Source organism: Paraburkholderia sp. DD10, from assembly GCF_049177125.1.
Taxonomy (GTDB): Bacteria; Pseudomonadota; Gammaproteobacteria; order Burkholderiales; family Burkholderiaceae; genus Paraburkholderia; species Paraburkholderia terricola.
The window spans coordinates 1,836,656-1,848,879 of record NZ_CP185392.1; the positions used below are offsets into that span (position 1 = coordinate 1,836,656).

15 protein-coding genes are annotated in these 12,224 nt (G+C 64.0%); 1 reads left to right on the plus strand and 14 read right to left on the minus strand.

Annotation, left to right across the window (positions count from 1 at the left end; genetic code table 11):
* The 9 genes from ACOCG7_RS08320 to ACOCG7_RS08360 form a co-directional block, all read right to left on the minus strand.
* Positions 1-957, minus strand: a complete 957-nt coding sequence (locus ACOCG7_RS08320) for a nucleotidyl transferase AbiEii/AbiGii toxin family protein (RefSeq protein WP_114164497.1) — start codon at positions 955-957, stop codon at positions 1-3.
* Positions 920-1,345 carry a DUF6088 family protein gene (locus ACOCG7_RS08325; RefSeq protein ID WP_083086358.1) on the minus strand — a complete coding sequence of 142 codons (426 nt, stop codon included), beginning with the start codon at positions 1,343-1,345 and terminating at the stop codon, positions 920-922. The genes ACOCG7_RS08320 and ACOCG7_RS08325 overlap by 38 nt, the downstream gene beginning before the upstream one ends.
* 142 nt (positions 1,346-1,487) lie before the next feature.
* On the minus strand, positions 1,488-2,084 hold the full coding sequence (locus ACOCG7_RS08330; protein ID WP_421375095.1) for a LutC/YkgG family protein: 597 nt from the start codon (positions 2,082-2,084) through the stop codon (positions 1,488-1,490).
* A complete protein-coding gene (locus ACOCG7_RS08335; RefSeq protein WP_073429958.1) occupies positions 2,071-3,462 on the minus strand; it encodes a lactate utilization protein B in 1,392 nt (463 codons plus the stop codon). Before ACOCG7_RS08335 ends, ACOCG7_RS08330 begins: the two co-directional genes overlap by 14 nt.
* Positions 3,459-4,202, minus strand: coding sequence for a (Fe-S)-binding protein (locus ACOCG7_RS08340; protein ID WP_073429959.1), 744 nt, complete (start codon positions 4,200-4,202; stop codon positions 3,459-3,461). The genes ACOCG7_RS08335 and ACOCG7_RS08340 overlap by 4 nt, the downstream gene beginning before the upstream one ends.
* Positions 4,203-4,405: 203 nt before the next feature.
* Positions 4,406-5,152 (minus strand): FadR/GntR family transcriptional regulator, encoded by a 747-nt coding sequence (locus tag ACOCG7_RS08345; RefSeq protein ID WP_073430016.1) that lies wholly within the window; start codon positions 5,150-5,152, stop codon positions 4,406-4,408.
* A gap of 223 nt (positions 5,153-5,375) precedes the next feature.
* Positions 5,376-6,560, minus strand: a complete 1,185-nt coding sequence (locus ACOCG7_RS08350) for a pyridoxal phosphate-dependent aminotransferase (RefSeq protein WP_421375098.1) — start codon at positions 6,558-6,560, stop codon at positions 5,376-5,378.
* Positions 6,561-6,721: 161 nt separating this feature from the next.
* Positions 6,722-8,206, minus strand: coding sequence for an RNA polymerase factor sigma-54 (locus ACOCG7_RS08355; RefSeq protein WP_073429960.1), 1,485 nt, complete (start codon positions 8,204-8,206; stop codon positions 6,722-6,724).
* Positions 8,207-8,294: 88 nt separating this feature from the next.
* The gene (locus ACOCG7_RS08360) at positions 8,295-8,720 is read right to left on the minus strand and encodes a hypothetical protein (RefSeq protein ID WP_143031985.1); all 426 of its coding nucleotides are present in this window, start codon (positions 8,718-8,720) and stop codon (positions 8,295-8,297) included.
* Here ACOCG7_RS08360 and ACOCG7_RS08365 point away from each other — a divergent pair.
* Positions 8,710-9,048 carry a BON domain-containing protein gene (locus ACOCG7_RS08365; RefSeq protein ID WP_073429961.1) on the plus strand — a complete coding sequence of 113 codons (339 nt, stop codon included), beginning with the start codon at positions 8,710-8,712 and terminating at the stop codon, positions 9,046-9,048. The two genes, ACOCG7_RS08360 and ACOCG7_RS08365, sit on opposite strands and share 11 nt — an antisense overlap.
* Positions 9,049-9,214: 166 nt before the next feature.
* Here the strand turns inward: ACOCG7_RS08365 and ACOCG7_RS08370 are convergent, their stop codons facing one another.
* The 5 genes from ACOCG7_RS08370 to ACOCG7_RS08390 form a co-directional block, all read right to left on the minus strand.
* Entirely contained in the window at positions 9,215-9,667 is a 453-nt protein-coding gene (locus ACOCG7_RS08370) for a PA2169 family four-helix-bundle protein (RefSeq protein ID WP_073429962.1), read from the minus strand.
* A 147-nt stretch (positions 9,668-9,814) separates the two neighbouring features.
* Positions 9,815-10,396: a hypothetical protein gene (locus tag ACOCG7_RS08375; RefSeq protein ID WP_073429963.1), complete on the minus strand. Its 582-nt coding sequence runs from the start codon at positions 10,394-10,396 to the stop codon at positions 9,815-9,817.
* 88 nt (positions 10,397-10,484) lie between these two features.
* Complete coding sequence (locus ACOCG7_RS08380) at positions 10,485-10,829, minus strand: DUF1488 domain-containing protein (RefSeq protein WP_073429964.1); 345 nt, start codon at positions 10,827-10,829, stop codon at positions 10,485-10,487.
* A complete protein-coding gene (locus ACOCG7_RS08385) occupies positions 10,826-11,389 on the minus strand; it encodes a DUF4142 domain-containing protein (RefSeq protein WP_073429965.1) in 564 nt (187 codons plus the stop codon). Before ACOCG7_RS08385 ends, ACOCG7_RS08380 begins: the two co-directional genes overlap by 4 nt.
* 96 nt (positions 11,390-11,485) lie before the next feature.
* Positions 11,486-12,037 (minus strand): type 1 glutamine amidotransferase domain-containing protein, encoded by a 552-nt coding sequence (locus ACOCG7_RS08390; RefSeq protein ID WP_073429966.1) that lies wholly within the window; start codon positions 12,035-12,037, stop codon positions 11,486-11,488.
* Positions 12,038-12,224 lie beyond the last annotated feature (187 nt).

Sequence of the window (12,224 nt, forward strand, 5' to 3'; positions counted from 1 at the left end):
TCAAAGCGCCGCCAGAAGCTTGGTCGAGGCCTGCTTGAATACCGCGAATGCCTCTTCGAAAGTAGGCCGGACCGTTCCATAGATTAGCGGCAGCAGCACATGCTGGTATTCGCGCTTCGTCTGCTCTTCTGTTTCCGCCGTGATCAGGCTCGCCGTCATGCATTGCTTCGGGTTCTCAACGAACGACGCGTGCCGGTGAAACTCCCCGCGGTCGTATTCGACACAGTCCTTGAAGTGGGCAGCCGCCCGATCGACCAATTCAGCATTCGAGCAGACGATGCAATGGACGTCGTAGATGTGGCGCACCAACGCCTGATCCCATTTCTCGCGTACGCCAGCGCGGTGTTCCGCGTGACGCCGCAAAAACGACAGGACTTTCTCCGCAAGCGTTTCTTCAACGGCGACACACGACATCTCAGTTGGCTCGCCCTCACGATTCGCCCAACGGTCTGTCAGGTACCCGAGAGGTTTCCGCACGACGGCGAAGCTCGGCGTGCGCACTGTCAACTCAAGACTCAAATGAGGCCGCAAGCTGGTGTGCGTGGTATAGCGTGACTTGTAGTGCCAGCCCGACGCGAAGTAACGGTTTCCGTTCAGTGCACGCTGTTCTTCTTCGATTGCGCCAAAGCCTATGGCCGTCATCGCCTTGATGACGGCGTCTTTCAGTTGGCTGAGATGGTTTCGCACACCACTTTGCGACAGCCCGTGGTCGCCCCGGAGGATGACCTTCAAGTCGACGTCCTCGGACATTCGCTCGATCAGGCCGTGGGCTTTCGACAGACTCGTTCCGCCGCAAAACACAAATTGAATGTGCGGATGCCGCAGTCTCGCCAACGCGTGCAACGCGTCGGTGACATGGATGTCTTTCTCGAGAACAAACGCGGAGAGATTTCCAGCGAGTCCCTCCGCCGTAATGGAATCAATAAGCTCTTTCTGTTCTTCTGAGATTATTTTCATATTGAACAGTTTTCTTGCCGAAACCCAGTTTCCGCACGATGCGGCGATTGCCGGTATTGACCACGGTTGCCGCGGGCAGTTGGGTCGTTTTTCCCGCGTTGTACAACTCGACCTGCTTGCTCGGATAGACCTTTACGCCCAGCCTGCCGAGAGCCTCTTCAGCCAGAACTTCAACCGGCTGAACCGGAATAGGCTCGCCGGAGAGAACACTGCGCTTGGCTTTTGCGTACACGCCGACGCCGAGCTTAACGATGACCCCGCTCTCGATCAGACTGCGCAGCGCCCGGCCAAGCTGCGCCTCGCTGCCGAGACGTGCGAAGTCGGTCCGCAGGAACACGTCGGACGCTCGCTTGGCAATCGCTATCTTGAGCCGGTCTTCGAGATACATGGCAAACTCCGCTCATCATGTTCGGCTTAAAGCACCCGCAACCGTTTGATTATAAACAAATAAAAAATCCAATACCGCTCACGAGGTGAGTATAGCACGTCGTCACGGAGAGATCGTATGGGCGTGGCAGCCGAGCCGTCCGCTAACCCTTTCGCGGCTGCGCCACCCACACCACCGTCAACGACCGCACTCCCTGCGCGCCCCGAATCAGCACGCCTTCGATATCCGCCGTTGCCGAGGGACCAGTAACCAGCGCCGCATACCGCGCCTCGCGAAGATCGTCGCGTCGATACACGTCCTGCAAACCGTCGAGCAATTGCGCCGGATCGAGCAGCACCACGAGATGCTGAACGATGTACCCGAGCGCGTTGACCACGTACTCGCGTTCGCTCAACCACACCGATCCGGTCTCGGCGACGCCGAAGCGCGCCCGCACCACGCCGACGTCGATGTCTTGCAGCGAGGCCGGCTCCGTGTCGGCTGTCAGGTCACGCGTGCCGGGCACTTCCGGTGTCGCGGATGTCACGGACGCGGCATCGCCGAATCGCTCGCGGATCAACGCAAGCACGTCGCCGGCCGCGGCCGCCTCGACGCAGTGACCGCCCATTGCCTGCAACGCCGCGGCGAAACGCGCGCGCAAATCACCGCCTGCCGCGTTGAACAACGGCACCTCGGGCCGCGGCCGCGCGCTCGGCTGGGCCTGCCGCACCTTCGCCAGAAAAGCCTCACGCGTTGCCATCGCCGCCTCCACGATTTTTCTTGTACCAGGCGTGGAAGGTCAGCTTCGGCGCCTCGGGCAACTCGCGTTGCTTGCCCCAGATATTGAGCGGGTTATACAGCACGAAATTCGGCAGCCGCCGCAATGCGCTGCCCATCGACGACACCGTCGCGCGATACAAGGTCGGGCTCGCCAGCAGCCGCCCCGCCATCTTCAACACTTCCTGCTTCACGAACGGCACTTCGTGACGCTCGGCGATCACCGCCCGCCATTTGTAGATCTGCTCGTGAATATTGATCTTCACCGGACACACGTTCGTGCAACTGCCATTGAGCGTCGATGCGAACGGCAACGCGCTATAGCGCTTCAGATCGAAGGTCGGATTGATGATCGCGCCGATCGGCCCCGAGTAGGTGCCCCCATACGACAAGCCGCCGCTGCGCCGGTACACCGGGCATGTGTTCATGCACGCGCCGCAGCGAATGCACTTGAGCGAGTACCAGAAGTCTTCCATGGCGAGCCGCTCGGAGCGGCCGTGGTCGACCAGGATGAAATGCATTTCGGTGCCCGGACGCGGCGCACGAAAATGCGAGGTGTACTGCGTGATCGGCGAGCCGAGCGCGCTGCGCGAGAGCATGCGGACGAATACGCCGAGATCCGACACCTTCGGAATCAGCTTCTCGATGCCGATCGACGCGATATGCAACGGCGGCACGTTCGCGGACAGATCCGCGTTGCCCTCGTTCGTGCACACGACGACCGTGCCCGTCTCCGCCACCGCGAAATTGCAGCCGGTCATGCCGGCCGTTTTCTCGCGCACGAAGTACGGCCGCGTATTCATGCGCTGGCTTTCCGCGAGATAGTGAATGTCGCTATTGCCCGGATCGGTGCCGATGGTGCGGCCGAACAGTTCGGCCACATCGGCGCGCAGTTTATGGACCGCCGGCACCACCATATGGCTCGGGTCCTGATGATCGAGCTGCTGGATGCGTTCGCCGAGATCGGTCTCCATCACCGTGATGCCGCGCGGTTCGAGATATTCGCGCATCTTGCATTCGTCGGTGAGCATCGACTTGCTTTTGACGAGCGTGGTCATGCCGCGCTCCGACATGATCTGGTGCACCAGCGCGTTGTGCTCTTCCGCTGTCGCGGCCCAATGCACTACCACGCCATTGGCCTCGGCTGCCGCGGCAAACTGTTCGAGGTAATCGGACAGATGCGAGAGCGTGTGTTCCTTGATGCCCGACGCGAGTTCGCGCAGCGTCTCCCATTCGGCGATACCGTGCGCCTGCGCATCGCGCTTCTCGCGCAAATCCCACAGACGCTTGTCGTGAAACGCGACGTGCTCCGTCTTCTTGATGAACGCGCCAGCGGCTTTCGCGTGATCGATCCGGCTCATGCGCGCGCTCCGTTGAGCACCTGCGCGATGTGGATGAAGCGCGCGTCGGCTTTCATGCGTTCCGCACAGCCTTGCTGATGCATCAGGCACGACATGTCGCCGGACACGATGTATTCGGCGCCCGCATTCAGATGATCGCGAACCTTGTCCTGCCCCATGCGCACCGATACCGGCTCCTCGGTCACCGAGAACGTGCCGCCGAAGCCGCAGCATTCGTCGGGCCGCGCGAGCTTGACGAATTCGATGCCCTTCACGCCTTCGAGCAAGGTGCGCGGCTTCGAGAACGGCGTGCACGCCACTTCCGAGACCGACGCTTCCTTCAGATGCCGCAACGCGCTGCAACTGTTGTGCAGACCCACGCGATGCGGAAACTCGGCCCACGGAAATTCGCGCGCGCCGACCACGTCGTGCAGAAACTCGACGAGTTCGTAGGCGCCGGCGCGGACCTTTTTGACTTCGTCGGTCTGTTCGAGCGCGGTGAGATGCTCGCGCACGTGATGGATGCAGCTTGCCGACGGCCCGACGATATAGTCGTAGCCGGCGAAGTTGCGCACGAACACCCGCTCGGCGCCGGCTGCCTCGGCGTGCGCGCCGCTGTTCGCCATCGGCTGGCCGCAGCAGGTTTGCTCCTGCGGATAATCGACCTCGATGCCGAAGCGTTCGAGCAATTCGAGCGTGGCGATCCCCACCTCGGGATAGAACGCGTCGATGAAACACGGGATAAACAGCGCGACTTTCATAAGTTCATTGGGGAGATAAACAGCCGCCCTGTCCGGTTCCGCATCGCCCGGCAGCAAGACTGGTAATGTTGGTCTGACCACGAACTATAGGGAAGTCCCCGCGAGGCGTCAATCTGAAATCGGGCTGGAGAAGATTGAAGGCGAAGCGCCGCAACCGCTCACCTGTCGATGAAGGCCGCCGGGGCGCGGCCAGGCACGGCGGGTCAGGAAACCACGCTCGACGAAGACTTCGCGGCGTCTTCCTTATACATCTCGCGCACATACGCCAGATGACGCTCGGTGGCCTTGCGCGCCTTTTGCGGGTCGCGGGCCATGACGGCGTCGTAGATGGCCTGGTGCTGGCTCATCAACTGTTTCTCCATCGCGTCGTCGTAATCGATCAGCCGATGGTATTGGCGCATGCCTTCGCGAATCAGCGTATGGATGCCGTGCATCACGTGCGCGAGCGCGATGTTATGGGTGGAGTCGGCGATCGCGAGATGGAACGCGGCGTCCAGTTCCGCCAGATTCACGCGGTCGCGCGACAGCGAGCCGGCCTTCAACGCCTCGAATGCACGGGTGATTTTTTTCAGGTCGGCGGCGCTGGCGCGCTCGGCGGCATACGCCGTCGAAATCGATTCGAGCCCCTGGCGCAACTCCAGAATATCGGCGCTGGTGCGCGGGTTTTGCAGCAACAGTTCGGCGAGCGGCTTGGAGATGATCGGCGCGGTGACGTCGACCACCGTGAAGCCGCCCCGCCCCGACGTTTCGATATAACCGTCCGCCTCCAGCCTGATCAGCGCCTCGCGCAACGAAGGCCGCGACACGCCGAGTTGCGTGGCCAGATCGCGTTCGGCCGGCAGGCGGTCGCCGGGCATCAGCGAGCCGTCCGAGATCAGTTGCTTGATCTGGTCGGACACGACGTCGGAGAGTCGTTTGCGCGTGAAGGACTGGATCGGGGCGAAGGGCATGGGCAGCGTTTGGCGAAGCCGGTTATCAAAGCACAACGAGGTGGAAAACAGCAGCCTGGGACGCGGCATGGATGAAGCGCGTGAACGTGCCGTCGAGAGTCGGTGCCGTCCAGGGACGCGTCAATTATAGCGGTCAACGGCCCGCGGCGAAGCTCGCCGATGAGCCCGGCAGCGCGGATAAAAACAGCCGCCGCCCGCTTCCATCCGCGGTCGAATGAAACGCTTACGCGCGATTCAACCCCACGACGAACGCCTCGATCCGCTCGCATGCGTCGATGAGCTGCGCCTCGTCGACCACGAAGCCCAAGCGCACGAAGCCATTCGCGGTCTCGCCGAAAGCGCTCGCGTCGAGCAGCGACACGCCTTGCGCGCGAAATAGCCGCCACGTGAAATCAACCGTATCGAGGCCGGTGCCGCTGACGTCGACCATCATAAACATGCCGGCTTCCGGCAGCAGGCAACGCAAGCCCGGCACGCGGCGCAGTCGCTCGAACACCACATCGCGCCTGCGCCGGTAAATGTCGCGCATCTCGGCGGCAATGTGCGCCTTGTTCCGCACGGCCGTCAGCGCGGCTTCCTGGATGAAGCCCGGCAAGCCATACAGCATCGCGAGCGCCAGCCGCCCCATGTGCTCGATCAGCACCGCCGGTCCGATTGCCCAGCCGACGCGCCAGCCCGCCATCGCATGCGATTTCGACAGACTGCCGAGCGTCACCGTGCGCTCCGCCATGCCGGGCAGCGCGGCGATGCTCACATGCTCGCGCTCGAACGTAAGATCGGCGTAGACCTCGTCCGACAGCACCCACAGATCATGCTCGCAGGCGAGCCGCGCGATGCGTTCGAGATCGGCGCGCTGCATCACCACGCCGGTGGGATTGCAGGGCGTCGCGAAGAAAATCGCCTTGGTGCGCGGCGTGACGGCTGCTTCGAGCGCGTCACAGTCGACATGAAACGCTCGCGCGGCATCGACCGGCACCGGCACCGGCACCAGCGTCGCGCCCGCGACGCGCACGCAAGCCTCATAGGTGAGATACATCGGCTCGGGGACGATCACTTCATCGCCCGCTTCCAGCAGACACAGCGACGCGGCGAACACGCCGTTCTGCGCGCCCGCCGTGAGAATCACGTTGGCGGCGCTGACCTCGCAACCGGTCATGCGCGCGTGTTCCGCGGCAATCGCCGCGCGCACCGGCTCGCGGCCCGACACCGCGCTGTAATGCGTGTCGCCCTCGCGCAAGGCCTCGACCGCGCGCTCGACGATCGGCGCGGGCGTGGGGAAGTCGGGGTCGCCCACGCTCAGCACGATGACGTCCTCGCCCCGCGCGAGCGCTTCCCACGCGGCGCGATGGATTTCCCACGCGGACGTGCGCCTGCCTTGCAAACGCTCGACCAGATTCGAGTACTTCATGGCGCTCATCCCGTTCAACCGAAGCCGCCAATGTAATGGGGCGGGTGCCAAACGTCCAGCGACGATGGAGCAACCCCGCGCAAGGACGAAAAAAAGCCACGCGATCAATCAGCCTCGCGTGGCCCTTCAGCGCGGCCCCGTTTGCACGGGGCGAGGTGCGCCTAAATCTGGCGGCGTAGTTCCGCCGGCGGCACCTTCATCAGATGCCGGTATTTCGCTACCGTGCGGCGCGCCACCAGCACCCCCTGATCGGCGAGCATCCTGGCCAGCGTGACGTCCGAGAGCGGATCGCGCGTGTTTTCCGCGGCGATCATTTCCTTGAGCAGCGCGCGCACGGCCGCGGCCGAGCAGGTGCCGCCGCTTTCCGTGCCGAGTTCGCGCGGGAAGAAATGCTTGAATTCGAAAATGCCGCGCGGCGTGGCCATATATTTGTTGCCGGTGGCGCGCGAGATGGTGGATTCGTGCAGGCCGAGTTCATCGGCCACGTCGCGCAGCACCATCGGCTTGAGCGCGATTTCGCCGTACTGGAAGAAGGCCTTCTGATGCGCGACGATGCATTCGGCCACCCGCTGAATCGTATCGAAGCGCTGCTGCGCGTTGCGGATCAGCCAGCGCGCCTCCTGCAACTGCTGCGCGAGCGGCGAGCGGCTCGCGCCGGCCGACTGCGCGAACAGTTCCGCATACATGCGGTGGATACGCGCGCGCGGCTGCACCGCCGGGTTGATCGTCACCACCCACTTGTTGCGCACCTGGCGCACGATCACGTCCGGCACCACGTAGTTGTCTTCGGTACGGCCGTAGCAATTGCCCGGCTTCGGATCGAGCTTGCGCACCAGCGCGCAGGCCACTCGCAATTCATCGGCGCTGCAGCCGATCTGCTTTTGCAGTTCGGCCTGTTCGCGGCGCGCGAGCCGTTCCAGATGATGCTCGACGATTTGCCGCGCCACGTCGCGCCCCGGCGTGTCGGCGGGCAAGGCGTTCACCTGTAGCAACAGACACTCGGACAGCGAGCGCGCGCCGAGGCCCGGACGGTCGAGCGACTGCACGAGCCGCAGCGCGACGAGCAATTCTTCCTCGGTCAGTTCGGGTTCGAGATCGACGCTGTCGGCAAGGTCCGCGAGATCCTGGCGCAGATAGCCGTCGTCGTCGAGCGCCTCGATGACGAAGCGCGCCACCGCGCGGTCGCGATCGTCGAGCCGATAGAGGCGCAGCGCGTCGTGCAACTGCTCGCGCAAGGTCGGTTGCGAGCGCGCCCATTCGGCGGGATCGCTGCCGTCCGAATCGCCGTTCTGGCGCGTCGAACCGCGGGTGTTGTAATCGCCGGAAAAGTCGCCGGGCATCTCGTCCTGGCCCGCGCTTTCGAGCGTCTCGCTGACGGCGCTCTCAGCCGGCAACGGGTCCGGCTCGACGGCGGCGACCGTATCGGCCACCGGCAGCACGCCGGCGCCGTCCTCGTCGGGCGTGGCGCCGGCAAGCGCCACATCCTCGGTCTCCGACGAGTCGTATTCGAGGAACGGATTAGTGTCGAGCGCCGTGCGCAACTCCTGCTGGAACTCCAGAGACGACAACTGCAACAGACGCACGGATTGCTGCAGGCGCGGCGTGAGTGCGAGAGACTGCCTTGTGCGTAGTTCAATTGAAGGCATTGTAGTGAGGTCCCGTTAATGAGCTGATCGTGGTGAGTGACCTCTTCAGAGCAACTGTCATACCAACTCGCGCAACGCCCTGTTTTTCCTACGCTTTGCTTTTTTCGGGCGCGCGAATTGCGCAGGCCGCGAGCGCCATTTTTACAAGCACCCGGCAATTTCCGGTCCGCGTCCCGGCATCGCGCGCGAAGACGCGCCCGACAGGGCTGCCGCTCGCTTGTCCGTTCATCGACGAACCCCGGCATGCCTCCGCACGCGCGATGACGGCGCGCCCTCGCCTACGGGCATGAAGATTGCGGAAAGGCACGATGTGGACGGACATGGCTGCGCGCATGAAGCGCAGCGCGCTACCCAGGAGCGCGGCAATGTCCGGTGTCGATAACGGGGGCCCGGAAGGAACCGTAGCGGCAACGGCCCCACGCGACTCATCGGCGGTTTTTCGCCGCGATCGATCGCAGGTAACAAGACCGCAATTTTCATCAACACCAGAAGGAGAAAGAAACATGAAGACCATTCAAGTCCTGAAGACCGCTGGCAGCATCGCATGTGTCGCCTTCGCCTTGAACGTGAGCGCGCAAACGAACGACTCGATCCGGCCGGTAGCGTCCGAGACCATGGGCGAGCACATCAGCGACGGCACCATCACCACCAAGGCCAAGGCCGATCTGCTGGCGACGAAGAACCTCAAGTCGACCCATATCCACGTGAAGACCCGCAAGGGCGTCGTTTCGCTCACGGGGACGGTGCCGTCGGCCGAGGAGCGTTCCGCGGCCGAAGAGGTCGTGCAGAACGTGAAGGGCGTGACGAGCGTGAAGAACCATCTCAAGGTCGCCGCCGAATAAGATCGGGATCGACAACGAGCGCCGATATCGAAGACAAGGCGCCGGCTTCTGGCCGGCGCTTTTTTCGTTTGAACAAGGCGTTCCAGTAAAAAAGCCGTCACGCGGACGGCTTTCCGTTCATGCGGCCGGCGCCGGACAACGCGCCGGCCGCCCTGAACAGCGTCGATTACCGGTTAGCCGCCGCGTACTGATCGCGCAGCGCGCGCACGCGGTCGTGGTTTTGCAGCACGCCCTGATATTGCCGCTCGACTATCGCGCGGACGTCCAGCGGCAGCTCCTTTTCGAGCGCGTCGTGATAGCGCTTCTTCGCGACATCCTCGCCCCGCTCGCATTCCACCAGAATCGCGTGATCGCTGCGATCGGCCACGGCCGACTTCACGTCGACCCAGCCGCGATGCAAGGCGCCGCCCACGCTGCCGCCCGTCTCGGGCTTGCCGCCCAGACCCTGAACCGTGTCCTGCAGTTCGCGCGCGCCGAGCGCGCAGGCGTCGGCCGCCGACACGAAGACCGTCTTCAATTGCGGATCGTGCGCATCCTCGGCGGCCTTGCGGAAACCCTTCTCGCCGTCCTTCGACGTTTCGATCAGATCGTTCAGCACGGAAACAACGTTCGTAGCCATTCAATACCTCCTGGGTTTCGTTGATCGTCGAATCCGCAGCCAGGCACTTGCGTGCGGCAACGGCGTTCGCTGTTGCTACCCGCATCAGACGTGCCTGCGCTTGCCCGCAAGCTGACGCGCGCGAACTTCCGGTCTGCGCAGTCCCGATCAGGCGCGCTTCTCGCTGTACTCGTCGAGCGGCACGGGTTCCTTGAGCGGATCGAAATCGGCCCAGCGTCCTTGCTGCCAGCGCCCGCTTGCCCGCTCGATCGCCGCGCCCCCCGCTTCGCGCAAGACGCGCGCGGCGTCGAGCTGATTGTCGGGCGAAACATGCACGGCGACGAGCACGCCCGAATCGCGCAACTCATGGTGGACGGGTGGAAAGCCGTTTTTCTCGCCGTCGAGGGCGGTGCGCGCCATCGCGCCCATCAATGATCCGACGTAGGCACCGACGCCGGCCGCGATCAGCGAGACGATAAACGGCGCGGAAAACGCCGCGAAAATGCCGACGCCCACCACCGCGCCGACCACGGCGCCAATGGTGACGCCCAGACCCGCGCCCTTGGGCGCCCCCTTCGCGCCCGGATCGGTGGCGCTATCGCCGCCGATCGGATAGCGCGCGTGCTGGCCGCGCGGATTGACGAAAAACAGGGTGACGTCTTCTTCGACGAACCCTGCGTTGAAGAGCTTTTGCGCCGCTTCCTCGGCGGCGGGGAAAGTCGTGAAGCGCGCTGCGACGATGAGTGACATGAGGCCTCCTTGCATCGTTAATGGCGTCTGCGGACCATGCCGCCGCGCTGTGTCGCTCCGCCCAGCGCGCGGCCGGCATGCACCGGGGCTACCCCGCGGTGCCGCAATCCGGGTCCATGCCTTCCACCCTGAACAGTCCGCTATGCAACACTACGCTTTCGCCGCCGTTCTGGTCGAGCGCTTCCGCGCAGACCGAACGGATGCGATGGCGGCCGCGCTCGAAGGCGGCCATCAGCGCGCCTTCCAGCAAGGACTCGGCGCCGAAATGATCTTCCAGCGCCTCAGCGGTGATCTCGCACACAACCGGCTCGCCTTCGACACGCGCGGTGAAGCGCACCCTCAGATTCGCTCCGTCGAAGGTCGGTTCGTCGTCGGGAAAGGTGATCTGCATAAGGGAATCCTCATAGGCCGGCCGCGGCAGGATTGCGCTCATGGCGAACCCTTCATGGCGCCGGCGAGTTGCTGCGCCATCGCAAGATGATGCTTGATGGTGGGCAGCGCGTGCTGCGCCGCGGCCTTCAATTGCGCGTCGGTGCCGCTGCGGCCTTCCTGCTCGAAGAGGTCGACCGCTCTCTGATGCGCTTCCAGTCCGATCTGCTCGACGTAGGCCTGATCGAACTCCTTGCCCTTGAGCGTCTGCAGTTTACCGACCAGCGCGGAGTCGGCGGCCGGCGCCGCGGGGAGCCGCTTCTTCGCGGCGAGCACCGCCATGCTGCGCGAGAGTCTCATGTGCTCGTCGATCATCTGCTGCGCGAATTGCTTCACCTTCGGATCGCTTGAATTCTTCAGCGCCATCTTGCTGGCGGCGATTTCGGTGGCGTCGGCCTGGCCGGCGTTCTGCATGAACTGCTGATCCGCCGGCGAAAGCACGGTGCCGCCGGCCGGCGCTTCACTGGCCGGGGCGTCGCTCGCCTGCGCATGCGCGGTGCCGATCGATGCCACGGCCAGGCCCAGCGCCACGGTCATCACTTGTAGGGAATACTTGGGTTTCATGCATTTTCTCCCTGTTCGACGGAGCCGGCGCGCAAGCTCGATGGTCGACGGGGCGCGGCATGGCAACCGGCGCGCGCCTCGCGCATCGCAGCTCGCCTAGGCAGCGTGCCGCTTCGCCAATTGCGCGATCAGCGTCTTGTTGAAAGCGGGAATGTCGTCGGGTTTGCGGCTGCTGATCAGATTGCCGTCCTCCACGACCTCCTTGTCCACCCACGTGCCGCCGGCGTTGCGAATATCGTCCTGCAGGCTCGGCCAGCTCGTCACCGTGCGTCCCTTGATGATCCCCGCCGAGACCGGCAACCACGTGCCGTGGCAGATCACCGCGATGGGCTTCTTCGCGCTATCGGCGGCCTTCACGAAAGCCTGCGCCTGCGGCAGCGAACGGATCGCGTCGCCGTTGACCACGCCGCCTGGCAGCACCACGGCGTCGTAGTCGTCCGCGCTCGCCTTGTCGAACGTGGCATCCACCTCCACGGTGTCGCCTTTGTCGACGTGCCTGAATCCCTGGATCTTGCCGGGCTTCGCGGAAATGACGTGCACCGTCGCGCCCGCCTCGGCGAGCGCGCGTTTCGGCTCGATCAACTCGGCCTGTTCGAAACCGTCCACGGCGAGTACCGCTACCTTGTAACCATTCAACGTGTTTGCCATGCATGCTCTCCTTCGTTAGTGCGGGACCAGGCGTAGCGCGCGGCGTGGTCCCCTGCTTGCTGCTGGATCAGCAAAAGATGTGCCTATTGTCGACGTGCTAGCTCCACGCGTTCGACCGCAGCGCCTCGGCGTCGGGCCGCGCTTGCCGGCGCGGCGCGGCTCGACGCGGCGCTCGCGTTGCCGCTGG